The organism is Aneurinibacillus sp. Ricciae_BoGa-3, from assembly GCF_028421645.1.
Classification (GTDB): domain Bacteria; phylum Bacillota; class Bacilli; order Aneurinibacillales; family Aneurinibacillaceae; genus Aneurinibacillus_B.
In genome coordinates, this window is record NZ_CP116887.1 from 4955908 (window position 1) to 4981254 (window position 25347).

Annotated in this window: 26 protein-coding genes and 2 pseudogenes; 5 read left to right on the forward strand and 23 right to left on the reverse strand. The window is 44.6% G+C overall.

The genetic code is table 11. The features are described 5' to 3' along the window. Positions 1 to 9: 9 nt before the first annotated feature. The 3 genes from rplI to PP175_RS25075 are packed head-to-tail and all read right to left on the reverse strand — an operon-like array spanning position 10 to position 3400. A complete protein-coding gene (rplI, locus tag PP175_RS25065; protein ID WP_272440897.1) occupies positions 10 to 453 on the reverse strand; it encodes a 50S ribosomal protein L9 in 444 nt (147 codons plus the stop codon). Further along, positions 450 to 2408 (reverse strand): DHH family phosphoesterase, encoded by a 1959-nt coding sequence (locus tag PP175_RS25070; protein ID WP_272440898.1) that lies wholly within the window; start codon positions 2406 to 2408, stop codon positions 450 to 452. The genes rplI and PP175_RS25070 overlap by 4 nt, the downstream gene beginning before the upstream one ends. Positions 2409 to 2419: 11 nt before the next feature. Then, a complete protein-coding gene (locus PP175_RS25075) occupies positions 2420 to 3400 on the reverse strand; it encodes a YybS family protein (protein ID WP_272440899.1) in 981 nt (326 codons plus the stop codon). 236 nt (positions 3401 to 3636) lie between these two features. Here PP175_RS25075 and PP175_RS25080 point away from each other — a divergent pair, with 236 nt between their 5' ends. The 4 genes and pseudogenes from PP175_RS25080 to PP175_RS25090 form a co-directional block, all read left to right on the forward strand. Beyond that, the gene (locus tag PP175_RS25080; RefSeq protein ID WP_272443373.1) at positions 3637 to 4077 is read left to right on the forward strand and encodes a mannosyltransferase family protein; all 441 of its coding nucleotides are present in this window, start codon (positions 3637 to 3639) and stop codon (positions 4075 to 4077) included. A gap of 473 nt (positions 4078 to 4550) precedes the next feature. After that, a complete protein-coding gene (locus PP175_RS25085) occupies positions 4551 to 5258 on the forward strand; it encodes a glycosyltransferase (protein WP_272440900.1) in 708 nt (235 codons plus the stop codon). A gap of 29 nt (positions 5259 to 5287) precedes the next feature. Next, on the forward strand, positions 5288 to 5386 hold the full coding sequence (locus PP175_RS30175; RefSeq protein ID WP_442870498.1) for a hypothetical protein: 99 nt from the start codon (positions 5288 to 5290) through the stop codon (positions 5384 to 5386). A gap of 104 nt (positions 5387 to 5490) precedes the next feature. Continuing rightward, positions 5491 to 6012: pseudogene (locus tag PP175_RS25090) on the forward strand (phosphomannose isomerase type II C-terminal cupin domain); the annotation flags it as partial. Between the two features lie 175 nt (positions 6013 to 6187). On the opposite strand, the gene rpsR reads toward PP175_RS25090, so the two are convergent. From rpsR to PP175_RS25125, 7 genes are all read right to left on the reverse strand, one after another. Then, complete coding sequence (rpsR, locus tag PP175_RS25095; protein ID WP_272440901.1) at positions 6188 to 6424, reverse strand: 30S ribosomal protein S18; 237 nt, start codon at positions 6422 to 6424, stop codon at positions 6188 to 6190. Positions 6425 to 6459: 35 nt separating this feature from the next. Then, entirely contained in the window at positions 6460 to 6933 is a 474-nt protein-coding gene (locus PP175_RS25100; RefSeq protein ID WP_272440902.1) for a single-stranded DNA-binding protein, read from the reverse strand. Positions 6934 to 6954: 21 nt separating this feature from the next. Beyond that, positions 6955 to 7245 carry a 30S ribosomal protein S6 gene (rpsF, locus tag PP175_RS25105; protein WP_272440903.1) on the reverse strand — a complete coding sequence of 97 codons (291 nt, stop codon included), beginning with the start codon at positions 7243 to 7245 and terminating at the stop codon, positions 6955 to 6957. Between the two features lie 204 nt (positions 7246 to 7449). Beyond that, positions 7450 to 8556, reverse strand: coding sequence for a redox-regulated ATPase YchF (gene ychF / locus PP175_RS25110; protein ID WP_272440904.1), 1107 nt, complete (start codon positions 8554 to 8556; stop codon positions 7450 to 7452). A gap of 103 nt (positions 8557 to 8659) precedes the next feature. Next, complete coding sequence (locus PP175_RS25115; protein WP_272440905.1) at positions 8660 to 10459, reverse strand: methyl-accepting chemotaxis protein; 1800 nt, start codon at positions 10457 to 10459, stop codon at positions 8660 to 8662. Between the two features lie 344 nt (positions 10460 to 10803). Continuing rightward, positions 10804 to 11025, reverse strand: a complete 222-nt coding sequence (locus tag PP175_RS25120; RefSeq protein WP_272440906.1) for a DUF951 domain-containing protein — start codon at positions 11023 to 11025, stop codon at positions 10804 to 10806. 12 nt (positions 11026 to 11037) lie between these two features. Further along, on the reverse strand, positions 11038 to 11958 hold the full coding sequence (locus PP175_RS25125) for a mechanosensitive ion channel family protein (RefSeq protein WP_334314180.1): 921 nt from the start codon (positions 11956 to 11958) through the stop codon (positions 11038 to 11040). Positions 11959 to 12248: 290 nt separating this feature from the next. Here PP175_RS25125 and yyaC point away from each other — a divergent pair, with 290 nt between their 5' ends. Further along, entirely contained in the window at positions 12249 to 12896 is a 648-nt protein-coding gene (gene yyaC / locus PP175_RS25130; RefSeq protein ID WP_272440907.1) for a spore protease YyaC, read from the forward strand. A 64-nt stretch (positions 12897 to 12960) separates the two neighbouring features. Here the strand turns inward: yyaC and PP175_RS25135 are convergent, their stop codons facing one another. From PP175_RS25135 to rpmH, 13 genes and pseudogenes are all read right to left on the reverse strand, one after another. After that, positions 12961 to 13695, reverse strand: coding sequence for a DUF554 domain-containing protein (locus tag PP175_RS25135; protein ID WP_272440908.1), 735 nt, complete (start codon positions 13693 to 13695; stop codon positions 12961 to 12963). A 12-nt stretch (positions 13696 to 13707) separates the two neighbouring features. Beyond that, the gene (locus tag PP175_RS25140) at positions 13708 to 14862 is read right to left on the reverse strand and encodes an aminotransferase class V-fold PLP-dependent enzyme (protein ID WP_272440909.1); all 1155 of its coding nucleotides are present in this window, start codon (positions 14860 to 14862) and stop codon (positions 13708 to 13710) included. 290 nt (positions 14863 to 15152) lie between these two features. Beyond that, positions 15153 to 16004 (reverse strand): annotated as a pseudogene (locus tag PP175_RS25145) (ParB/RepB/Spo0J family partition protein). Further along, complete coding sequence (locus PP175_RS25150) at positions 15997 to 16758, reverse strand: ParA family protein (protein ID WP_272440910.1); 762 nt, start codon at positions 16756 to 16758, stop codon at positions 15997 to 15999. The pseudogene PP175_RS25145 and the gene PP175_RS25150 overlap by 8 nt, the downstream one beginning before the upstream one ends. Before the next feature lie 41 nt (positions 16759 to 16799). Next, positions 16800 to 17627, reverse strand: a complete 828-nt coding sequence (noc, locus tag PP175_RS25155; protein ID WP_272440911.1) for a nucleoid occlusion protein — start codon at positions 17625 to 17627, stop codon at positions 16800 to 16802. Positions 17628 to 17882: 255 nt separating this feature from the next. After that, complete coding sequence (gene rsmG, locus PP175_RS25160) at positions 17883 to 18599, reverse strand: 16S rRNA (guanine(527)-N(7))-methyltransferase RsmG (protein ID WP_272440912.1); 717 nt, start codon at positions 18597 to 18599, stop codon at positions 17883 to 17885. An 11-nt stretch (positions 18600 to 18610) separates the two neighbouring features. Further along, positions 18611 to 20497, reverse strand: a complete 1887-nt coding sequence (gene mnmG, locus PP175_RS25165) for a tRNA uridine-5-carboxymethylaminomethyl(34) synthesis enzyme MnmG (protein WP_272440913.1) — start codon at positions 20495 to 20497, stop codon at positions 18611 to 18613. A gap of 34 nt (positions 20498 to 20531) precedes the next feature. Next, on the reverse strand, positions 20532 to 21905 hold the full coding sequence (gene mnmE, locus PP175_RS25170) for a tRNA uridine-5-carboxymethylaminomethyl(34) synthesis GTPase MnmE (RefSeq protein WP_272440914.1): 1374 nt from the start codon (positions 21903 to 21905) through the stop codon (positions 20532 to 20534). Between the two features lie 487 nt (positions 21906 to 22392). Beyond that, positions 22393 to 23160 (reverse strand): RNA-binding cell elongation regulator Jag/EloR, encoded by a 768-nt coding sequence (gene jag / locus PP175_RS25175; RefSeq protein ID WP_272440915.1) that lies wholly within the window; start codon positions 23158 to 23160, stop codon positions 22393 to 22395. After that, positions 23157 to 23933 (reverse strand): membrane protein insertase YidC, encoded by a 777-nt coding sequence (gene yidC / locus PP175_RS25180; protein WP_334314181.1) that lies wholly within the window; start codon positions 23931 to 23933, stop codon positions 23157 to 23159. Before yidC ends, jag begins: the two co-directional genes overlap by 4 nt. Before the next feature lie 19 nt (positions 23934 to 23952). Further along, a complete protein-coding gene (gene yidD, locus PP175_RS25185; protein WP_272440916.1) occupies positions 23953 to 24195 on the reverse strand; it encodes a membrane protein insertion efficiency factor YidD in 243 nt (80 codons plus the stop codon). After that, a complete protein-coding gene (gene rnpA, locus PP175_RS25190; protein ID WP_272440917.1) occupies positions 24192 to 24557 on the reverse strand; it encodes a ribonuclease P protein component in 366 nt (121 codons plus the stop codon). The genes yidD and rnpA overlap by 4 nt, the downstream gene beginning before the upstream one ends. 74 nt (positions 24558 to 24631) lie before the next feature. Next, positions 24632 to 24766: a 50S ribosomal protein L34 gene (rpmH, locus tag PP175_RS25195; RefSeq protein WP_272440918.1), complete on the reverse strand. Its 135-nt coding sequence runs from the start codon at positions 24764 to 24766 to the stop codon at positions 24632 to 24634. Between the last annotated feature and the right edge of the window lie 581 nt (positions 24767 to 25347).

The following is a 25347-nucleotide window of genomic DNA, read 5'->3' on the forward strand; positions in this document are numbered from 1 at the left end:
CCCTCAATTCTACTCTTCCACTACGTGGACCTTTAGCGTTGCCGTAACATCATGGTGCAGTTTAACAGGGACATTGGTATAGCCTAACGTACGGATAGGCTCATCAAGCGTAAGCTTGCGTTTATCAATCTTAAGGTTTGTTTTTTTCAGTTCATCAGCAATCTGTTTGGAGCTAACTGCGCCGAATAGACGGCCGCCTTCCCCGGCTTTGGCCTTAATTGTAATCGTCGTTTGCTCCACAACTTCTGCGAGCCTCTTGGCATCTTCAAATTCCTGCTCTTTACGCTTCTCTTCACTTTTCTCATGGGCAGCCTGCATTTTGACGTTGCCTTCTGTTGCAACTTTCGCAAGCCCTTTTTTCAATAAAAAGTTTCGGGCATACCCTTCCGATACTTCTTTAACTTCCCCTTTTTTTCCTTGCCCTTTAACGTCCTGTTGAAAGATTACTTTCATTTTTGTTTCCCTCCCTGACAAGTTTCCAGTGCTTCTTTTAATTGTATAACAACCTGCTCAACGGTTGTATTCTTTATCTGGGTGGCGGCGTTATTTAAATGGCCGCCGCCGCCTAATTGTTCCATGATGACCTGCACATTAAAATCTCCCAGCGATCGGGCACTCACAGATACCATATCATCCGGGCGCCTGCAGACAACGAAAGAAGCCTCGATGCCTGACATCGTCAGAAGCGTATCAGCAGCCTGCGCGATGAGCAACTGTCCGTAGGTCTCGCCCTCTTTGCCTTTTGCAATGGCCGTGTGGTTGATAATTTCTGTATTCTGGAGAATTTCTGAACGGCGAACATACTGGTTCAAGTCTTCCTTCAGCAGGATTTGCACCAGATTTGGATCCGCCCCTTTGCGCCGCAGAAAGGAAGCCGCTTCAAAAGTCCGCGAACCCGTGCGGAACGCAAAACTTTTGGTATCTACAACAATACCAGCCAGCAGGGATGTCGCTTCAAGCGTGCTCATCGTCAGTTTATCATTCTGATACTGAAGAAGCTCTGTTACGAGCTCTGACGTTGAAGAAGCGTACGGTTCAAGATAGATAAGAACCGGATCCGCGATAAATTCGTCGGCAGATCTTCTGTGGTGGTCAATCAGTACAATTTTGCTTGTAGCGGAAAGAAGCCGGGGTTCAATTACCATAGACGGACGGTGTGTATCCACAACGATCACCAGCGTGCGCCGGGTGACCATCTGCATAGCCTGCTCGCTCGTAATAAAGTAATCGTGCAGCTCATTTTCTTCCACTTCCTGCATGAGCCGTTCTATAGAAGGATTGCTCTCATCTAATAAGATATATCCATCTTTTTCATTGGCATGAACAGCTTTAAGTACCCCAATGGCGGCGCCGATAGCATCCATGTCCGGCATCTTATGGCCCACTATCAGTATATGGTCACTTTCCAGCATCAAATCGCTTAAGGCATGCGAAATCACGCGGGCGCGTACCCGGTTGCGCTTCTCGACCGCATTGGATTTACCGCCGTAGAACGTCAGCTTATCCTTATATTTGATGGCTGCCTGGTCACCACCGCGCCCCAACGCAACATCCAGGCTCGATTGGGCCATTTCGCCAAGCTCAGTAAACAGATCCTTTCCCGCCCCAACTCCTATGCTAAGCGTAAGCGGCACTTTATTCTTGCCGGTCATCTCACGCACTTCATCAAGTATGGCAAAACGGGTTTCCTCTAGCTGGTGCAGAGTAGCCTGATCAAACACAGCAAGAAACTTATCTGAGGCAAAGCGTTTCAAATAAATTTCATTTTTATTGGCCCACTTCGTAATCAGCCCGGTAACATTGGTAAGCAGCATGCTTCGCGTCTGCTCATCCATCCCCTGGGCCACCTCATCCAGATTATCCATGTGCACAATGCCAATAACCAGCTTTTCCTCATTGTAATGCATCTGGAGTTCTTTGTAATCGGTAATATCCGTAAAATAAAGCAGCCTTTCCTCAGGCCGGATCAAAACACTATACACCCTGCTCCGGTACGTAATTTCGGCTTTTTTGTCGCCTTCCTTAGCTTCGGATAAAGGCGGGAACACATCGAGCAAATTCTCACCGATTAACTCGTTGTTTTGTGTGATCTGTTGAATATAAGGATTATGCCACGCAATTAATTTATCTTCGTTAAGAAGAACAATACCGATTGGCATTTCATTAACAACTTCGTCGCTTGCCTTTTTAATCCGGTGGGTTAGCGTACGGATGAATGACTCCATTTCACGCACGGTGGCATTATAATTGCGAATGGTAAAAAAAACAGCCGCAATCAATACAAGCAGGCCTAGCAAACCAAGCGACCAGTGGACATAAAAAGCCAGCAGGCCGGCTGCAACTAATCCATAAGCAAAAGCCAGTATCAGATGTAGGCCATACCAGCGTTTTGACAGGAACTTCGGCATATACTCAGCTCCTATTTCCCAAAAAATCGACTGCGGAGATTAAATCCAACATCTATCATTCCTAATAATATTAGTATATAGGTAAACGGTTGAAGAAGGAATAACAACAAAAAAACAATCCACAGCCCTTTGCTTAAACCTTTACGATTCCTGAAAAAAGAAAACAAGGCAGCGGCTTCAATATAAAAAAGAATGGTAAGCAAGGCAAATACATTAAGGGCCGCAGTATTGAGAAAGTGGATCTGGCTGAGGCCCGGTATTCTCATAATAAGCATGGCGATAAAATAATAATACAGAATTGATCGTGAAAAACGCAAATCGCGCAGCGGAGGTAGAGCAGGGATTGGTTGGCCGATTCTTTTCGCAATGTGCCTGCTTAGTGCGTGGTTGACCAGCGCCGAGATGAATGAGGCTAAAATGAACATAGCCGGGAGAACGTTCATCATCATATTGATCTGCTGCAACATCTGGTCCAATCGCATATTCCATTGCTTTGCCATTTCTGGTGAACTCTGCGTACCCTGCGTTGGCGGCAGGATATTCATATAATTATTTACCTGATTTCTCATCATTTGAACCGTCTGCTTCATTTGATCAAACAACAGCTGGATCGGATCGATATGTAATAAGACATTAGATACGCCTAAGCTTAACAGAAAAAGGGCAAGAGAAACAATCGTGCCCACGATAAGTGCCTGGACAGCCGACTTTCCCCTTCGGTAGCTTATTCCCATTGTGAGGCCCAGTACAATTCCAGGAAGAGATATGGTAAGGCCGGACACATTCCCAAAAATTAAGGTAAGTATTAATGTTACAAGTCCTGCCAGCAGGCATGCACGCAGGCTATGGCGGTATCCATATATCGTGAGAGGGACAGGAAGGGCAAATACTGCCGCTACACTGATCGGCGTATAAAACGCTATAAGAAACAGAACGAGGGATATCGCACTCATATAAGCGCCCTCCAGCAACGTCCTCAAATTATATCTCATGGGTTCCGCCTCCTTTCATTTCATTAGACTCCTTTTATTTCATATTGTCCTATTATAGTATGCGAACTCGCGAAATTGAAATGTATTATTAGAATTTCATTAGAAAACCTGGTTTTTGATTTAACCAACAAGTATCAGGGGTATAGGAAGGAAGGGGCTTTCATGATACGCAGCAGCAATCGCAGAACCATTAAACCAACGACTCTTCAGGTGGTGTAACATGTTTAATCGTCGCCATATGTTTAACATTCTTTCTGCTTACATTCTCCACACATTCCTTGTATTCGTATCAGCAGTCGTCACCGTTACTTTTGTCTTCTTTACACCGTGCATGGTCCCATACCATAAGCCCCCTAAGAAAACTCCTGCAGGCTTTTTCCAGATGGGACGGTGTGTGGTACTTAAAAATCGCCATGAACGGCTACCCAACTGAACAACCCACCGCTTTCTTTCCTTTATCCCCAATGATCACGCGGTATTTAGGAAAAGTCATACATTTATTTCTTCCTGACCATAAAGAGTCCTTAATTGTCGCAGGTCTTCTGCTGGCGAATGCGGCTTTTCTTGCTGCATTGTTTTTCTTTTACAAAATCTGTGTATATATGTACTCAGAAAGAGTAGCCAATAAAGCGGTTATGCTGCTGGCTGTTTATCCTTTGCAGGGCTGGCAGCTTTAACGAGAAATCTGGGAGTTTTTCTTATCTTCCCACTGCTGGTCATGTACGCAAAGTCAATTGGGCTTTCCTTTGGCACAAACAAGCTTGCCTTTGTTGATGCCCAGAAGTATTGGTTTAGGAAAACCGTGTTTCCATGGGTTTCTCTATGGCACAGTCTTCACTTCTCCTTAGTGGAATTTTCTTTTTCGGCCGTTTTTCTGCTGCTTCTTATTTTTGGTTTCAGGAATTTAAAATTTGAACACTGGCTGTATATGTTTTTTGGGTTAATGATACCTTTAAGCTCGGTGTCACATGGGTTATTAATGAGCATGCCGCGTTTTACCATCGTGTTATTTCCGGGATTCATCTATCTGGCTCATTTGATAAGAACCAGATACATAGAGACATCCATTTTCATTGTGAGTATTCTTGTGCTTCTATTTTATATGGGAAGGTTCGCAGCTGTGTATTGGGTCGCATAGGAGGTTACCATCTTGCTTAGCATAATTATTCCAACGTTTAACGAAAAAGAAAACGTTCTGGCCATTTCACATCGCATTCAAAAAGTACTGGGTGAGTATTCATATGAACTGGTATTTGTAGATGACAGTATAGACGAAACCCCGCAAATACTTGAACAGTTAAGTAGACAAGGCCCGCATGTCAGGTATGAGCACCGCACAAATGAAAGAGGGCTCGGCACAGCGGTTGTCCGGGGATTTGAACTGGCACAGGGTGATACCGTCACCGTCATGGATGCCGATCTGCAGCATCCACCGGAGATGCTTATTCCGATGCTAGGCGCGATAGAAGCCAGAGCGGATATCGTAATTCCCAGCCGTTTTATACCAGGTTGTGATGGGCTAAACATTGTACGCAAAGTGATATCAGCTGGTACGCGTTATCTGGGAAAAATATTTCTAAAAGTATTGCGTCCCATTAACGATCCAACCAGCGGATATTTCATGTTTAAAAAATCCGTAATAAACGATGTTGATTTGCGGCCGATTGGCTGGAAATTTTCATTGAAGTGCTGGCGCGGGGAAAATACAGCCAGGTTACGGAAATTCCTTACCGGTTCGAACCGCGGGCTGCCGGTGAATCGAAAATGTCTTTTACCGAGCAGTGGATCTACATCAAACATCTATTTACCCTGTGGAAGGACAGCCCGGAAGATCACAGATTTTACTGGTTCGCGTTGATTGGGCTATCCGGTGTACTGGTTAATATGATGATTTATAATCTGCTTTTTCAGGCACATATAAATGTCATGCTAGCAGGTACTTTGTCAGCTTTTTCTGCTATGCTCTCAAACTTTTTTCTAAAATGATAGATTCACATGGGCAGACGCAAAAGTAGAAAGTTTAAAGGTTCGCGCCCTAAAATTCATTACCACTTCGCTGGTTGGAATCGGAATCAATATCGCTGCAGGATAATGAATTGGATATTCCTATAACGGTGCTGGGGCTCTCCAATGTGGTTGTCGCAGCAAGCCCTGATGGCATCCTGGTATCCGATAAGGAAGCAAGCCCGCGGATTAAGGAAATCATGAAACATGATAACCAGCGCCCAATGTTTGAAGAACGCCGCTGGGGCTGGTACCGGGTGTTGGACTACTGCAAACTTGGTGACAATCATGAAGTACTGACGAAGCGAATCGGCGTTCTTGCCGGCAAGAACCTGAGCTACCAGCTGCACCATAAACGCAGTGAAGTGTGGACCATCGTCAGCGGTGAAGGAGAGTTTGTACTTAATGATAAGCTATACCGGGTAAAAACCGGAGATGTTCTGCAAATTCCGGTCGGCGCGAAGCATGCCATTCGAGCCGTGACAGATCTGGAGTTTATCGAGGTGCAGACGGGCAGTGAATTAATCGAGGAAGATATTGTGCGCCTGTGCATGACCTGGGATGATGTCCTTAAGCACTACACCACACAAAAATATAGAATCATATAATGAGAAAAACATCGTGGACCATGCCGCTCTCTCCTTTCCCCTCATAGAAGTTTTTACGGTGTTTAGGAACCTTTCGTCCCAGCAGAAAATAACTTTAATACCGTTAAGTCGAAACATACCTTCTTATACGAGAACACAAAAAAGCAGCTGGCGTTGTGCCAGCTGCTTGCTGCTATTAAGCTTCGTTAACGTATGGTAGAAGCGCGATTTGGCGCGCGCGTTTGATAGCGATGGTAAGCATACGCTGATATTTTGCAGAAGTTCCTGTTACACGGCGAGGTAAAATTTTACCACGCTCGCTGATGAACTTCTTAAGCAGTTCAATATCTTTATAGTCAATATGAGTGATTTTATTGGAAGTAAAGTAACAAACTTTACGACGTTTACCACGTCCACGACGTTGTTGTGCCATGAGAATTTCCCTCCTTGTGAGTTTTTAGCTTTTCATTAAAATGGCAGATCATCATCCGAAATATCGATCGGTTTCTGGTCACCGGCAAAGGGATTATCATTAAAGGAATCGCGACGATTGTTATTGTTGCGCTGTTCGCCAAAGTCTGATTCAAACCCTCCGCCAGTATGACCGCCAGATGACTGTCCTTGTCCACCGCTTAAGAATTGAACATTGTCTGCTACGATTTCCGTAACATAAACTTTACGTCCTTCTTTATTCTCATAATTGCGAACCTGGATACGCCCTTCTGCCGCCGCCTGCTGCCCTTTCTTCAAATACTGGGCACACAATTCGGCCAGTTGGCGCCAGGCTACAACCGGAATAAAGTCCGTTTCACGCTCACCCTGCTGATTGGTTGTTCTTCGATCAATCGCAAGGGTAAATGTAGCGACAGCAACTCCATTTGGCGTGTAGCGAAGTTCAGGATCTTTGGTTAAGCGACCTAACAATATCGCACGATTAATCATAATAACCCCTTCCCCTCAAACTTATTTCTCGTCTTCACGAACGATTAAATAACGAATGACGTCATCGCTGATTTTCATCAGACGTTCCATCTCATTGACAGCCGCTGGCTCGGATTGGAAGTTCATTAATACATAATATCCTTCGCGGAAATCATTGATTTCGTATGCAAGACGTTTCTTACCTTGTTCATTAACCTTCTCCATTTCGCCACCGTTATCAGTGATAACCGCTGCAAAACGTTCAACGTCGGCTTTAACAGCCTCCTCTTGAAGGTCTGGACGTAAGATGTACATTACTTCATACTTGCGCATACCTTTCACCTCCTTCTGGACTAAACGGCCCTAAATAGGGCAAGGAGCGAGCAAATCACTAAATTCGTTTCAAAACTCGCATTTCAAAATTATAACAAAGCCCAGCGTCATTTGCAATACTTTAATCGAAAGCTTGTACGAGAAGTTTGATTTAGTTTTCTTGTCTATAATTTACCATTTATTGGTAATAATGTCTAGCCTTTTTTATACATTAAATCTAAAATGCATAATGTCCCCGTCTTCAACTACATATTCCTTGCCTTCTAAGCGGAATTTCCCGTTTTCCTTGGCCTGATTCATGGAGCCAGCCTCCACTAAATCGCTATAAGCAACGACCTCTGCACGAATAAAGCCGCGTTCAAAATCATTATGGATGACAGCCGCAGCCTGAGGCGCTTTGGTTCCTCTGCGAATCGTCCATGCGCGTACTTCCTGCACACCCGCTGTAAAATACGTAATAAGGCCAAGAAGTGCGTAGGCTTCACGAATTAACCGATCCAATCCAGATTCATTCAACCCAAGCTCTTCAAGAAACATTGCCTTATCCTCTTCGTCCATCTCCGCAATTTCTGATTCTACCTTAGCGGATATAATCACGACGCGAGATCCTTCTGAAGCGGCAAATTCGCGAACTTTTTCCACGTATGGGTTACCGCCTTCTTCCGCTTCATGAATGCCATCTTCGCTAACGTTTGCTACATAAAGAACTGGCTTTGCCGTTAGGAGGTGAAAGTGCTTCACGAGCTTTTGCTCATCTTCACTGAAATCCAGGCTGCGGGCAGGCTTCTCATTCTCAAGCGCATCCTTTAGGCGCACAAGAACGTCATATTCCGCTTTCGCTTCTTTATCCCCTGACTTAACCTTTCTTCCCAACCTCTCAACCCGCCGTTCGACGGATTCTAAATCTGCAAGAATAAGCTCAAGGTTAATCGTCGTTATGTCATTAATAGGGTCGATTTTTCCCTCTACATGTGTGATGTTTTCATCTTCAAAACAGCGGACGACATGCGTAATAGCATCCACTTCACGTATATGGGAGAGAAACTGGTTGCCGAGCCCTTCCCCTTTACTTGCACCGCGCACGAGGCCAGCAATATCGACAAACTGGAAGGCAGTGGGAACCGTTTTCTTTGGCACTACCATCTCCGTAAGTTTATCCAGCCGGGGATCCGGCACTTCCACAACCCCCACATTCGGGTCAATTGTGCAGAACGGATAATTTGCCGATTCAGCGCCTGCCTGTGTAATTGCATTAAAAAGAGTCGACTTTCCAACGTTCGGAAGACCGACAATACCGCAAGAATTAGCCATGTATATAAACACTCCTTCGATAATTTCCCAAAATACACTTTTATCATTATAGCATGTTCAGGTATAGAAAAACACCGGCAGGGCCGGTGTTCCAACAGACAGTCTACTGAGCTTGAACCTCTTCTCTTTCTTCTTCATTTATTGCAGGTTCACATGTTTCCAAGTTACTCGTTTCAAAATCACGTGGTTCAGTTTCATCTGCTTGCTCTTTATTGATTTCCATTGTAAATGAATTAAATGACTGCTCCAGCTCTTTATATAAATCGGTGAGCCCCGTGCTCAGTGTCTTCAACTGGGTTACCGATTCATTCTGTTGCTCTGCTGAGGCAGACATTTCCTTAATAGCGGAAGCTTCCTCCTGGGAGATAGCCGCAACCTGTTGAATGGAAGCCATGGCCTGCTGGGTTCGTCCATCAATCTCTTCCGTTTCCCTCGCAATACTGGCTGTGCCCTCAGCAAGTGCCGATACTTCCGCAGATATCGTTTCGAATATTTCACCGTTTTTGCGGATTAATTCCGCGCCTCTTATAATTTCTTTAAAACTGCTCTCATTCTTATCAATTACAGCATCGGAAGCGGTATGCAGTGCCTGGATGTTATCAATAATGCTTATGGTAGAAGAATTCGTCTGTTCAGCAAGACGCCTTACCTCCTGAGCAACTACAGCAAAACCCCTGCCTGCCTCCCCGGCACGTGCGGCTTCGATGGAAGCATTCAAAGCGAGCAGGTTAATCTGAGAAGCAATATCTTTAATAATATTGACGACATCAGCTATCTCACGTGAACGGCTTCCCAGTCGTTTTAATTCCTCTGCGGTTTGATTTCCAAGGTAGATAATCCGCTCCATCTGATCTGATATTAATGCAACCTGTTCGTTTCCCTGCTGAGACAGGTTTTTAGCTTCCAGAGACCCATCGGCCATTGTTTGAATTTTTTCACTTACAGAAGAAATCCTCTCTGAAGTATCCGTAAACATGCTGGATACTTCTTGAATGTAGCCCAGCTGGTCGTTCTGGCTGCTGGCAACCTGGCGTGTTGCGGCCGCGATTTGCTGGGAACCAGCAGATACCTGATGAGATGCATCAGACAGTGTCTGGCTTGTCTCACCCACAAGTGCCGAACTCGTGTAAAGCTTCTGCACAAGCGTATGAAGCTTCTCTCTCATCGACTCAAAACTGTTGGCAAGCATCCCAATCTCATCTTCATTGCTCGTTGTAATTTTATTGCTTAGATTACCGGACGCCAATGCATTAGCGTGCTGTGTTAACGAGATAATCGGCTTTGTAATTTTCTTTGCCAGGATCGATGCCACTATCAAACCGATTATAATATTTAACACAATTAAGAGCACGCTGCCGATTAAGAGGTTTTTCTGTAAACCAGTAATAAAACTTGCATCCATATCTATGCCGAGAATCGCATCCATTCCCAAAATAGGCGTAAAAATAGATTTATGTACCCCCAGCTGATTTGTGTAAATTCCGCTGATCTGAGCAGAGCTGTTAAAGGAAGCCTGCATTTCCGGTGTCAGAGGATACTGAATATTATGTGCCTTCGAGTTAGAGAGGCCAACAAGCTTTGCCTTTCCGTTCTCTTTGACAATAACATACACATTCTCGACGCCTGTTTTTTTCTGATAACTATTCAGTACGGCAGCCAGTTGTTCATACTGGGCATCATTGTCCATAGCGCCCTTTACTAGAATCGGGCCAACCGTGTTCCCGAGCCCATCCGCGTACACCTTAAGCGTCTTTTCAAAACCCGGGATCACCTGTTGATTGATAATATAAGCGGAAGTTTGATAAAGCAGGGTACTAAAAAATAAAGCAAATAACACAAATGGCACAATAAACCCGATGGAAATTTTACGTGTTATAGAATGGTTGATTCGAAGAAATTTCATCCCTTCTACTCTCCTTCTGTATCTTATTACCTATCAATGGAACATGATTTGTTATTACTATATTCATACCATTGAAACGGCTAAGATATTTTAATTACATGTAAAATTTTAATGAAGGAATGGATAATTTTTCACTGAAACAAATCTTTTTCAACATCCACACAAAAGCAGCCTAAAAAAGGGGCTGTCTAAAAAGTCCATTTAAGAGTAAAATGCACACAAAACAAAAACCCAAGAATGTTGATTTAATAGCATTCTTGGGTTTTCCTTTTATCAAGGTTTCGGCTGAAATATCACTTTCCGGACAGCCCCTTCTTACTTGTCCGCTTGTTATGGTTTTGTTTTTATATTCCTTCTTGTTGTTCTTCTTTCGGCTCAGCTTGGACAATTATTTTCTTTACCCGTTTATCAAATTTCTGCCGCGGAATGAGCACGCTATGCTCACAACCCATGCATTTAATTCGGATATCCATCCCAAGGCGAATGATCTTCCATTCATTCGTTCCACAAGGGTGCTGTTTTTTCATTTGAACGATATCCCCTAGTCCGTACTGTTTTGCTTCCATTGTAATCCCCCTTTATTGAATAGGCTGGCCGGATCGATTTCCGCTTGTATTTTGCTCATTTAGTTCCCCATTGGCTGATACGAGTACCATATGGGGATAAGGGATTTTAATTCCTTCCTTGTCAAACCGTTCCTTGATGTCAGCACGTAACGTACGCATAACATCATTATGTTTGAGCGGTTTACACTCGGCGATAACGCGAATTACGATGTCTGACGTCCCGAATTTTTCTACACCAAGAACAGATGGTGTATCTACGATATCATCCATCTCCATCATCCATTGAGAGGCCATCTCCTCAAGAATTTCAATGACATGTTTAATATCCACTCCATAGGCAACACTTACATCCACCACAGCCATGGAATTTTCCATGGACAAGTTTGTTACTTCTGTAATACTTCCATTTGGAATGATATGCACCTCACCCGTCCACGTCTTAATTCTTGTGATCCGCAGACCAATTGCCTGTACGGTGCCGGTAACATTTTTGACCGTTATCACATCACCTACCGCGAACTGATCCTCAAAAATAATGAAGAAACCTGTAATAATGTCGCGAATCAAATTTTGTGCGCCAAAGCCAATGGCAAGTCCAAGCACACCGGCACTCGCAAGCAGAGGTCCCGGATCAAAGCCTATAAAGGTAAACACATTGTAGAATGCGATAAAATACACCGTGTATTTAATAATATTTGATATAAGGGTACGCATGGTCCCGCTCCGGCGGGAATCCATCTGAATACGCTGCAGGGGTCCGCTTTCCCGATCCCGCAGAATTTTATGGACGGCAGCACCGGATATACCCACGACAATCCGGGCAGCAATGAGAATCACAATAATTTTTAGCAGGGTTTCCCCCAGCAGAATCCATCTTTCCACGTTTGTTAGATACAGCATTAAATCGCTATAATATTTCTCTACAGCCGTCAATGGCTAAACCCCTCTCCAATCCGGTCTTTATCGCTATCCGCTCTTCTTCCTTCATCTGAACACTTTCTAGTATAAATCATAGTGGAGATTGAGAGAAGCCCATGCCCTCCGCGTATTTGCACTCCATTGCGCGTGTTGAAACAATTTTAACGTGGTAAACATCTTTATACCCCTTTTTGTAAGGTGTTACTAATGTCCCCTTTTTGTTCTGCTTGAATATATTATTACACAAGTATATCTGGCTTCTATCTGGCATATACTGTAATTATTATGTTGTATGGGAGGCTCGTATGAATAACGATGGAATGGTACAACTGTTTCCACCCGGTCCTTTTCGCATCGACCATTCAGAGGATGGAGCCATTGATTCTCTAAGTAAAAATATACAGCAACGGCTTAAATTCTACCGGGGGTATTCGGACATTGTTGTATTCTGCATCGGCACTGACCGATCAACCGGTGACTCCCTTGGCCCGCTAATCGGAACCAAACTTGAAAGTTTATATCCCCGGCATTTTACCGTATTCGGAACACTTGATGATCCCGTTCATGCGGTAAACCTTTCTGAAACGATCGATCGTGTTCATTCCATGTTTGACAAACCACTCGTAATTGCGATAGATGCATGTCTTGGCCAGCTAAGCAGCGTAGGTAAAATTACCGTTTCACACGGACCGATTAAACCCGGTGCAGGTGTAAAAAAGAATTTGCCTGAGGTCGGTATTTTCCACATAACAGGTATAGTGAATATCGGTGGTTTCATGGAGTACTTCGTTTTGCAGAATACCCGCCTAAGCGTTGTAATGAAAATGGCTGACACAATCGCACAATCATTAAACAAGGCCATCAAGCTGACGGGTTCACTGCGAGAGAATTCATATCGCTACGTGACACCATCGATGACATTAAATCCGGTCTTCGGTACAATTCCTGAATAAAACGAAAGCATATGTTCACGGCTCCCTATGAGATAAGCAGTGAAACATATGCTTTTTTGTTTGTTTAAAATAAACCGGAAAACCAGTCTTTAATGTGGGGCCAGTTATGGATAACCGGTACACCAATAGCTGCAATAACAATAGCTGGCAGCATGTTTGCCGTTCTTATTTTTTTAAGTTCTAGCAGATTTATTGCGATAGCAATAATCATAATACCACCCGCTGCGGTTACTTCTTTAACAATGGCGAACAGCATATCCTTACTGATAATTTGGTTTATATAATGCGCACCCAGCGTCATTATCCCTTCATAAACAAAAACAGGAATAGCAGAGAAGAGCACACCTAGCCCAAGCGCTGAGGCGAATATGATGGCTGAAAAACCATCAAGCATGGATTTGGTCAACAAGATTTGGTGGTCATTGCGCAGGCCGCTGTCTACTGAACCTAATATCGCCATCGCACCTACACAATAAACAAGTGTACTCGTTACAAAGGCGGTTGCCACACTGCCCTTTCCTTTGCCACCAATCCGGTTTTCCAGCCAAAAACCAAGGGCATTCAGCTTGTCCTCCAGCCTCCACCATTCGCCGAGTATACTTCCAACAACGAGGCTAAAAATAACCAGCAGAAAATTATCGGATTCCATTCCCATTTTTATTCCAAGTATCAGTACGGCTAATGCAATGCCCTGCATTACCGTTGTTCTCACACTTTCTTTAATTCCTGACAGTAGAGTACCCAGCAGGGCTCCTACCGCAATCGCCACCGCGTTTACGATGGTACCGAACAAAACCATACTTCACGCCTCCTACAACATATAACCCTCTCTAATCTCTTCTAAAGCATCTCCAAGCTTATCAACATCTTTTTCCTCATTAAAATAACCAAAACTGATCCGGACGGCTCCTGTTTCCATTGTGCCTGCCGTTTCATGGGCAAGCGGCGTACAGTGAAATCCGGCCCTTACGGCAATCCCATATTCCTGGTCCAGCACATAAGCCAGCTCATTCGCTTCTATTCCACTCATAGTAAAAGAAATGACACCCAGCCGCTCCAGCTCCACATTCCTGCCGATTATTTCAATTCCAGTAATCGACGAAAGCCGTTCTACCGCTTTATCAGCCAGTTTCTTTTCTTTCTGGTGAATAGCCTCTACTCCCGTTTCCAGCACAAATTCTAATCCAGCCAACAGACCAGCAATTCCAGGCGTATTCAGCGTACCGCTCTCAAACCGGTCCGGCCTTGTCGCCGGTTGATCAATCGCTTCGGATTGGCTTCCTGTACCCCCATGAACCAGCGGGACCAATTCAATTTTAGGATTTATATACAGCCCTCCTGTTCCCTGCGGGCCATATAAACCTTTATGTCCGGGAAATGCCAGCATATCAATATGCATCTTCTCGACATCGATAGTAAGCACACCTGCAGACTGCGATGCATCCACAAGAAACGGAACGCGATTGTCATAAGCAAGCTGGCCAATTTCCGCCACAGGAAGAATGCTTCCTAACAGGTTGGATGCGTGGCTCACCACAATCAGGCCTGTATCCTTATGAACGGCCTTCGCAATATCATCTAGTATGGAAGTTTTATTGGAAGGTTTAATGTAAGTGATATCTATTTGAGCGGTACGCTTTAGAAATTCAAGCGGACGTCGCACAGAGTTATGTTCTAATGATGTAGTAATAACATGCATACCCGGTTTTACGTATCCTTTTATCGCTTGGTTCAGCGCCATTGTTGCATTTGCTGAAAACACTATATCATTTGGGTTTTTGATGGAAAATAGTTGGGCTAGCTTAACCCGGGCCTTATAAACAATTGTACTGGCTTTCATAGATAATTGGTGGCCACCACGCCCAGGATTTGCCCCATAGTCGCGAACAGCCTCCATCATGGCTTCGGCTACTCCTTCCGGTTTAGGCCAGGTTGAAGCAGCATTGTCCAAATAGGTAATTTCCATGCCAGTGATCCCCCTCTCACAGATGTAACAGCCAATCACAACGATGCTTTGGCTCCTGCTGCTATTATATCCAATTGCATTAGAAAACTTGGTTGATGCTAAAGCCGCGGGCGCAGGTCAGCCACCTTAGCCTAGACGCCGTGGATAGCAAAATATGCTTTGCGACCTAAAAAAAATTAGGCAGATTCCAAGCCTTGCCGCAAGGAATTCCGCCTTCGTTTGTGGTTTAGTTGCAAGGTATATAGATACTTATAAAGCAAGAAAAACTGCCGAATGGCAAGTTGCTTGTATTACTTGTTTTTTTCGAGTAAATCTAGAATTCTTGTCAAGTCATCTTCGGAGAAAAAGGAAATTTCAATTTTCCCCTTACCATTTGTTCCAGCAGACTTTACAGTAACTGCAGTACCAAGTCTTTCACGCAGCCTTTCCTCGAAATTTCGAATATAAGGCGAGGTTATTGGAGTTTTTGTTTCACGTGGAACACGCTTTTCTCCATTTAATCTTTTGATGAGTTCCTATAATTCCCGGACACTTAATCCTTTTTTCACGGCCTCTTTAGCTATTTCGATTCGCTGCTTGTCCTCTTCAATTCCCAATAACGCTCGAGCATGTCCCATGGATAGTTGTCCTTCCGATACAAATGTTTGGACTTCTTCCGGAAGCTGCAAAAGCCTCAGAAAGTTAGCTACATGGGGTCGGCTTTTCCCCACCTTCTGGGCAAGGTCTTCCTGTGTCAAAGAAAAAGATTTCAACAGCTTTTGGTAGGCCACTGCGATTTCCATAGGATTCAAATTTTCCCGCTGCAAATTTTCAATGAGTGCAATCTCCATAATTTGTTCATCTGTGAACTCTTTGATGACCACTGGAACTTTATCGAGATTGGCTAACTGGGCCGCCTTGAGCCTTCGTTCACCCGCTACCAACTCATACCCTTTTATGCTTTTCCGTACAATAAGGGGTTGAATAATTCCATGTTCGAGAATGGATGCTTTCAGTTCCTGCAAAGGTTTTTCTTCGAATACTTTGCGCGGTTGGTATGGATTCGGCCGAATTTCCTTTATACTTACTTCATTCACTGCATCTTGATCGTCAGCATTGATTGAGATTAAGGCGTCAAGTCCCCGTCCAAGTCGTTTACTCAACTTGAATCACCTCTTTCGCAAGATCGCTGTAGACTTCGGCACCCTTAGATCGTCGGTCATACGTAACAATTGCCTGGCCGTGGCTTGGCGCTTCACTAAGCCGTACATTGCGCGGGATAATCGTTCGATAAACTTTTTCCTGAAAATATTTCTTCACTTCATCTATAACTTGCAGACCAAGGTTGGTGCGCGCATCGAGCATTGTCAAAAGAACGCCTTCAATGTAAAGGTGACGGTTCAACTGTTTTTGTACCAGCCGGATGGTATTCAACAACTGGCTTAATCCTTCTAATGCGTAATACTCACACTGGATGGGAATCAGAACAGAATCGGCTGCTGTCAATGCATTAATCGTAAGTACGCCTAATGAAGGTGGACAATCGATAATAATATAGTCATACGTGTCTTTTACAAGCTCCAGAGCACTTTTTAATCGCTTTTCCCGAGAGTATACAGAAACAAGTTCAATTTCTGCACCTGCCAATTGAATGGTCGCAGGCAGGATAAAGAGGTTATCAATTTGTGTGGGAAGTATGGCATCATGAGGATGAATATCGTTAATTAAAACGTCATAAATACAATAACGAACACTGCCTTTATCTACCCCAATACCGCTTGTGGTATTTCCCTGAGCATCAATATCCACCAGAAGAACCTTTTTTTCTTCTAAAGCAAGACATGCGCTTAAGTTGACAGAGGTTGTTGTTTTACCAACTCCGCCCTTTTGGTTTGCTACCGCTATAATTTTGCCCATCCGCTTTCACCCCGCTTAAAAACAATGGTTTGCAAGCCATTTCACTCCGATTTGGGCTTTGGTATTTTGATGACAATTTGATAAAAGTCATCAAGTTCCTCTTCCTCTGTTTCTATGGACAGACCACTCTGCACGACCATATCAACTGATTGACGGACTGTATTAATAGCCAGCCGCATATCCTTTGAAAACGAGCGGCGCTTCTTCTTCTGGCCCGCCTTTTCAGCATCAAGCAAGTTTTTAATCCGCTGCTCAGTCTGTTTAACATTCCATTGTTTATTTAAAATCTCCTGAAGAACTTTTAACTGAAGCCCATTTTCCTTTAATACAAGCATGGCTCTGGCATGGCGCTCTGAAATTTTTCGTGTCAGTAGTGCGTCCTGTACAGCTACCGGAAGCTGGAGCAGCCTCAGTTTATTTGCAATGGTTGATTGTCCCTTACCCAGCTGCTGTGCAAGCCGTTCCTGCGTCAAGCCATGAAGAGCAATTAATTTTTGATAAGCAAAAGCCTCTTCAATTGGTGTCAGTCCTTCTCTTTGCAAGTTTTCAATTAAAGCAATAGAAGCAGCTTGTTCATCATTAAACTCCTTCACAATCACAGGGATACTTTCCATACCCAGTTTGCTAACAGCTCGCCAACGGCGCTCCCCGGCTATGATTTCAAACTTTCCGTTTCGTTCACGCACGACAATTGGCTGAATCACGCCGTGTATTTTTATGGTTTTACACAGCTCATCAATCCGTTCATCGTCAAAAATCGTTCGCGGTTGATATGGATTGGGGACAATCTGGTCAACCGGCAGCTGTCGAATTTCTTCGTGTCCTACTCGATCGGTTAAGCCAAATAAACGAGCAAACTGATCCTTCATTCAGGATGACACCACCTAATCTCTAACATTCCAAAATAATATATTCGCCAGTGTAATGGCTTTCTCCTTCCCTGTTCCACGTGAAACAACTGGAAGTGGGATGAAAAACCGGATGCTTCGTTAGAAGCGTTGTGGTGTTCATCGATTTTTGGTTCTTTCCCTTTTGTGATCCTTTTCATCCTATCCTCTCCAGCACATCTTTTTGAGCAAAAACAAACAGCCGGTTTCCCGGCTGTTTACATTCTATATCAAAGCTTATAAAATTGGGCTGTTAGCTGGCGTTCCAGCTTTTCGCGGATACGCGCACGGCGTTTTCCCATGCTTTCGTACAATAATAAGGTTCCGATCTGATTCTTCCTCTGGAAGTTGAAAACTTTCCACCTTCTCTGTACGGCCACCCAGCTTTTTTAAAGCCTTCTTTGCTTCATTTAGCTCCTCTTCTATCCCGGTAGCTTTCATCACAAGAAAGGCGCCATCCGGTTTCACAAGTGGCAGGCAGAGCTCCGCGAGTACATTTAACCGGGCAACGGCACGGGCAGTTGCCAGATCGAATGTTTCCCGGTAAGCAAGATTTTGCCCGGCATCCTCCGCCCTGCTGTGCAGGAAAGTCACATCCTGAAGCTTTAACTCCTTACATACCTCTTCCAAAAAAAGCAGTCGCTTTTTTAAGGAATCAAGCACGGTAAGCGAAAGAGCAGGAAAACAGATTTTAAGCGGAATACCGGGAAACCCTGCACCTGAACCCACATCTATCATGCTTCCAACTTTTGTGAAATCATAATAAAAAGAAGGTGTTATCGAATCATAGAAATGTTTTTCATATACTTGTTTCTTCTCGGTAATGCCAGTCAGGTTCATTTTTTCATTCCATTCAATAAGCAGCTCATAATACCGCTCAAACTGCGCAAGCATGTCTTCCGTGATGGTTATACCATGCTCAGCGGCAAGCTGTTGTAGCTTTCGTGCATCCATCTATTTCTCCCCTAGTTCGCCACCCGGCGGTATGATTCAAGGTAAACAAGCAGCACGGATATATCCGCCGGTGTTACGCCTGAGACGCGGGAAGCCTGGCCAATGGAAAGTGGTTTCACCTTATCCAGTTTCTGCCTTGCTTCCATAGCCAGACCATGAATATTCATATAATCAAGATTTTCAGGGATGCGTTTTTTCTCCATTTTTTTCAGCCGCTCTACAGCCTGCAGCTGCTTCTTAATATATCCTTCATACTTGATTTGGATTTCTACCTGCTCAGCCACATCCTCCAGCACAGGAGTTTCTGCAGGTACAAGCGCTGAGATATGGCTATAAGTCACCTCTGGACGTTTAAGCAGCGTATACGCGCTGTATGCATTGTCCAGTTCTTTCGAGCCAACTTGGCGCAGCATGGCCTGTACTTCAGGAGTTGGCGTTATTTTTGCATTTTCAAGCCGCTCTTTTTCCTTTTCAATTTCCTCTTTCTTCTTGAGAAAGCGCTCATAACGTTCATCGCTAATAAGGCCAATTTCATGGCCGATTTCCGTTAGGCGAAGGTCAGCATTATCGTGTCTAAGTAGCAAACGGTACTCCGCACGCGAGGTCAAGAGACGATAAGGTTCGTTGGTGCCTTTTGTAACCAGATCATCAATCAGAACGCCAATGTAGGCCTGAGATCTGTCCAGAATTACAGCCTCTTTTCTCTGCACTTTGCGCGCCGCATTGATGCCTGCCATTAACCCCTGCCCGGCAGCTTCCTCATAGCCAGATGTTCCATTGATCTGTCCGGCCGTAAATAGACCCGGTATTTTCTTCGTTTCAAGTGATGGCCATAGCTGGTCAGGAACAATTGAATCATATTCAATCGCATAACCAGGGCGCATCATCCGCACATTCTCCAGACCGGATATAGAACGAAGAATGCCAAGCTGCACTTCTTCCGGCATACTGGTGGACAGGCCTTGTACATATACTTCATCCGTATTTCGGCCTTCCGGTTCAAGAAAAATCTGATGGCGCGGCTTGTCGCTGAACCTAACAATCTTATCCTCTATGGAAGGGCAGTAACGTGGGCCTGTTCCTTCAATAGCTCCCGAAAACATTGGCGCCCTGTGCAGGTTGCTATTGATGAGTTCCTGCGTATCTTGACTTGTGTATGTTAGCCAGCATGGCAGCTGCTGGTCTAAAGGCAGAAATTCGGTTGTGTCATAAGAGAAAGCTCGTGGGACATCATCACCTGGCTGAATTTCAGTTTTGCTATAATCAATCGAATCACTATGCACCCGCGGCGGCGTTCCGGTTTTAAAACGGACAAGTTCAAACCCTAATTCTTTTAAGTGCTCAGCCAGTTTGACCGATGCCTTCATATTATTAGGCCCGCTCTCATACTGAAGTTCACCAATAATAATTTTTCCCCGCAGGTATGTGCCAGTGGTAATGACGACGGCTTTGGCCCGGTATTGCGCGCCTGTATTTGTGATTACACCGCGGCATTCCCCGTCTTCTATGATTAAACGTTCCACCATTGCCTGGCGAAGCGTTAGGTTTTCCGTTTTTTCCATCGTTTGCTTCATTGTATGCTGATACGAAAACTTATCTGCCTGTGCCCGCAGTGCATGCACAGCCGGCCCTTTTCCTGTATTAAGCATCCGCATTTGAATATACGTTTTATCGATATTATGGGCCATTTCTCCGCCAAGTGCGTCGATCTCCCGAACAACATGCCCCTTAGCCGGCCCGCCTACTGATGGATTGCACGGCATAAAGGCCACCGCGTCTAGATTAATCGTTAGGCAGAGTGTAGATGTACCCATGCGCGCGGCTGCAAGCGCTGCTTCCACGCCCGCATGTCCGGCCCCAACGACAATAACATCGAATTCACCTGCTTGGTAACTCACTTTTTGTTTCCTCCTCTGGCGTGGTAAACGCCTGCTATTTCCCTAAGCAAAATTGGGAAAAAATCTGATCTATCAAATCTTCACTCACGGTATCTCCCACAACTTCTCCAAGAAGCTCCCATGACCTGCGAATATCAAAAGCAACCATGTCCACAGGCAGACCGCTTTCCACCGCTTCATATGCCTCGCCAATAGCCGCGGATGCTTCCTTAAGCAGTTGAATATGACGGGCGTTGCTTACATACGTTAAATCATCGTTTTGTATCTGTCCGGAGAAGAACATGCGGGCTATGGCTTCTTCCAGCTGATCAATGCCCTCTTCCTGCTTCACAGACATTGTAACAAGCGGAAGTTCAGAGACAAGCCCCTTCACTTCTTCCATGTTAATTTTTTGCGGTAAGTCTGTTTTATTTATAATGATGATGGCGTTCATCTGGTTCACCAGCCCCAGCAGCTCTCTGTCTTCTTCGGTAAGCTCTTCACCATAATTAAGCAGCAGAAGAATTAAATCGGCTTTCCCAAGCATTTCGCGGGATTTTTCTACACCGATTTTTTCTACGATATCTTCGGTTTCACGAATGCCGGCCGTATCCACAAGCCGCAGTGGGATTCCTCTTATATTCACATACTCTTCTATAATATCACGAGTTGTACCCGGAATATCCGTTACGATTGCCTTCGCCTCCTGCAGCAGGCTGTTAAGCAACGAAGATTTTCCCACGTTTGGCCTTCCAACAATTACGGTAGACAAGCCCTCCCGTAATATTTTGCCCTGTGCCGCAGTCTGGAGAAGTTTTTGAATTTCACTTTGCACCCAGCGGCTTTTTTCCGACAACAGCCCTCTTGTTAATTCATCCACATCATGTTCCGGATAATCAATAGTGACTTCAATATGGGCCATCAATTCCACAAGCTGGTGGCGCAGTTGTTTGATCAGTTGTGATAGCTTACCCTGCACCTGGCCAACTGCAACTTTCATCGCTCTATCTGTTTTGGCCCGAATCAAATCAATGACCGCCTCCGCCTGGGAAAGGTCGATGCGCCCATTTAAAAAAGCCCGTTTTGTAAACTCTCCCGGTTCTGCGAGTCGCACATTCTGCTCCAAAACGAGATCCAGAACACGGTTAACAGAAACGATTCCCCCATGGCAATTAATCTCTACCACATCTTCCCTGGTGAATGTCCGGGGGGCGCGCATTACAGAAACCATAACTTCTTCTATTACATTGTTTTCCTTATCAACAAGATGGCCATAGTGAATGGTATGACTATCCACAGTGGATAACGAATGCCGACCTTTAAATATTTTATCCACAGCTTTGATCGACTGAGGGCCGCTGACGCGAATAATGGCAATGCCACCTTCACCCAGCGGTGTCGAGATCGCTGTAATTGTATCAAATTCCATCCTATTCACCACGCAAAAAAGCATATTATTTTAAAGCTTTCCCTAAATGTATAGAATACCATACTTACACAATATTTGAGAATAAGAATAAACACCGCGGACATGCCGCTCTGTCCTTTCCCCCCGCAGAAGTTTTTTCGGCCGCTTTCTGTCACGACGGGCGGACCGGCATTAGGGAATCTTGGTCAGTGGCAAGCGTAAGCGCAGGCAATGACCTTAGATTTCTTTTATTCCGTTTAGGTGCAACATCCGGGTATCGGGGTGATGGAGACAGGTTGCCGGTCTTTTTCGCCCTCTGTTCCAGACGCTCCTAAAGGGGAAAGAAAGGAGCTGGCATTGCCTCGCGATGTTTTTCTTTAGCATTTTGGGGACCATACGGTCCCCATTTAAAAAACAACAATTAATTTAACACCTTAACGTAACATATTATTTCTTTATTGACAAAAAAACCTCTCTAAACGAGAGGCTTGTGGATAACTTTATTTTCTTATTTTCGCTTATAGCCAATGACCACATACCGATTCGGTTCCGTACCCTCACTGTGGGTTTCGATTCCTCCCCGGCCCTGGAGATAGCTATGAATAATTTTTCTCTCCGTCGCAGACATCGGTTCCAAGCGTACCGATCTGCGTGATTGGCTAACCTGCCTGGCTAATCTTTCAGCCATCTGTTGAAGAGACTCTCTTCGCTTTGCCCGGTAATTCTCCGCATCCACAACAATGTGGATACGTTTATCGGAATAACGATTCGCAACAATATTCACAAGATACTGCAGAGAATCCAACGTTTGGCCGTGTCGCCCTATAATGAGGCCCATGCCTTCGCCAGCAATGGTCAATACCCGGGTTCCGTCCTTCGTTACTTCTTCAACTCTCGCATCCAACTCCATCGTTTGAAGTATTTCTTCGAGAAACTTCCGACCTTCCTCAAAGGCATCCTTTTTGGTGAAATCGGAGGAAACAGCCTCAGCTGCATCGGACTGCATTGCAGCTGCAGGCTGTTTTTCTTCCTGTTTAGTTTCCTGCACCTCAGCCTTAACAACTGGAATGCCTACTGGCTGTTTCTGTTTGGGTTGTTCATGCTCCACTATCGTGACTTCCACTTTCGCTTCTCGTACACCGATTAGACCAAAGAATCCTTTGCTCGGTTCTTCAAGCACACGGAACGTAACCTGTTCGCGACTGGCCCCCAGTTGTCGAAGCGCGCGGGCAATTGCATCCTCAACGGTTTTGCCTGTTGCGATCACCGTATTCACTTGCTAACGCCTCCCTTTGGAGCCGCTCCGGTATCCCTATTTCTATAGAGGAAATAGTTTTGAATTGTTGTGAAAATGTTCCCATACACCCAATACAGCGACAGTGCAGAAGGAAGAGAAATGGCGATTACAAAAATCATAACCGGCATCACATACGTCATCATTTTCATTTGCGGATTGTCGCCCATGGCAGGGTTGTACCGCATCATAATTACTTGCTGCAAATACGTTGTCAGCCCGGCCAGAACCGGGAGAATATAATACGGATCCTTTGCACCGAGCTGCAGCCACAGAAAATCATGCTGTCTGATTTGGGCTGTCCGAATGATCGCATGATAAAACCCAAGCAGGATAGGCATCTGTATAAAAATCGGCAGGCATCCCGCAAGCGGATTAGCACCATGCAGCTGGTAAAGTTTCATCATTTCCTGCTGCTGCTTCTGCGGATCATTTTTATACTTTTCCTTAATTTTGTTCATCTCAGGCTGCAATTCCTGCATCTTCTTCTGGCTTTTGGTCTGCTTGATTGTAAGCGGTAAAATAACCAGGCGAACAAGAATGGTTACAATAAGAATAGCAATCCCGTAACTTCCGCCAAAAGTTTCAGCCGAACGCTGCAGCAACCAGGACAGCGGAAAAACAATATATCGGTCCCATATTCCGCCGTTCGGATTTATTGGCAAGGGGTGGTTCGGGTTCGCCGCACTGCACCCGGCAGTAAGCAGGGCTATGCCCAGTACGAGCAACGTAATTTTAGCGCGCCGTGATAGCAAGAACAATTCCTCCCTGCAGCTATGTATTTTCTCTACAATCTTTATATGGAACTTCGTCAATTCCACCCGGGTGGAAAGGATGGCACCGCAAAATTCTTTTGAAAGCCATCCACCCACCATGTAGCGGGCCGTATCGTTCAATTGCTGTAATCGCATATTGCGAACAAGTTGGATAAAACCGGCACGTAGGGGGTTTCAACGGTGATAACCATTTACGATAAAACTTAATAGTAGAAATGAAAAAGTTTTGAACGAGTCTCACGAAATATTCCCCTGTTTCTTACTGGTTGTGAACAGCTTGGCCTTTCTCAAGCAGTGATAAAGACTGTCGCGAAACTCCGCATACTCCAGCTCGACAGCGGGCAAGCGGCAAATTACGATAACATCATAGGAAGGTTTCATTTCATCAGTACGAGCCCGGATTGCTTCTTTAATGTATCTTCGAATGCGGTTCCGTGTGACGGCATTGCCCATCTTTTTACTGACAGACACACCTACCCGAAAAGAATCCTGATCCTTCTTTTCCATGAAGTAAACGACAAACTGCCGGTTAGCAATGGACTTGCCTTTTTTAAATACTTCCTGGAACTCTTCATTTTTTCGCAGACGATTCTCCCGATACAAGGGGTACACTTCCTTAAACTCGTTCAAATTTATAGAACTTGCCAAACTGTAGAAAAGGCCACTATCGAGTGGCCTTAAGCTGACAGTACTTTTCTTCCTTTTCTACGACGGTTCGCAATAACCTTGCGGCCGTTTTTTGTGCTCATACGCGCGCGGAAGCCGTGAACTTTACTACGTTTACGGTTATTGGGATTGTATGTTGGTTTCATTAAATATTCCACCTCCTCGTGAAGGTTCCGCCCATTTCAATAGACAGTCTAGATTATTATATAGTTCAATTCCCCAAATGTCAAGTCGCTTCAATAAAGCTCTTGTTTATCCACACCATTCTATTTCCCAACTCGATTGTGAACAACTTTTATTTCCCGTGAATTTTGTCGACAGGCGGGAAATAAGGTTATTCACAAAATCTAGTGCTGTGAATATTATAGCCCCACAACTTGTAGACTTTGTGGATAAGTAATAAAAAATCATTGCGGCACACCGCTTTTTTTGCTATCATATCTTTGTTTTAACCCGTGGATAACTCTATTATACAATTATCTTTATCCACAGCCTGTGGATAAAATTGTGGACATTTATTAAGAGGTGTGGAAAACCACCTCGCGTTTTTTGTGGATATTGTCGAAAAAGGTCTGGGACTACATACAGAATGCGACATTTGCAAAAAATAGTTATCCACAGATAATAAATTGTTATGTATCCATCATTAAGAAGGAATTCACGACTTCTTCTTATTCATACATGTACGATGGCAGCCGAATCCGCACAAAGAAGAAGGGGGAGAAAA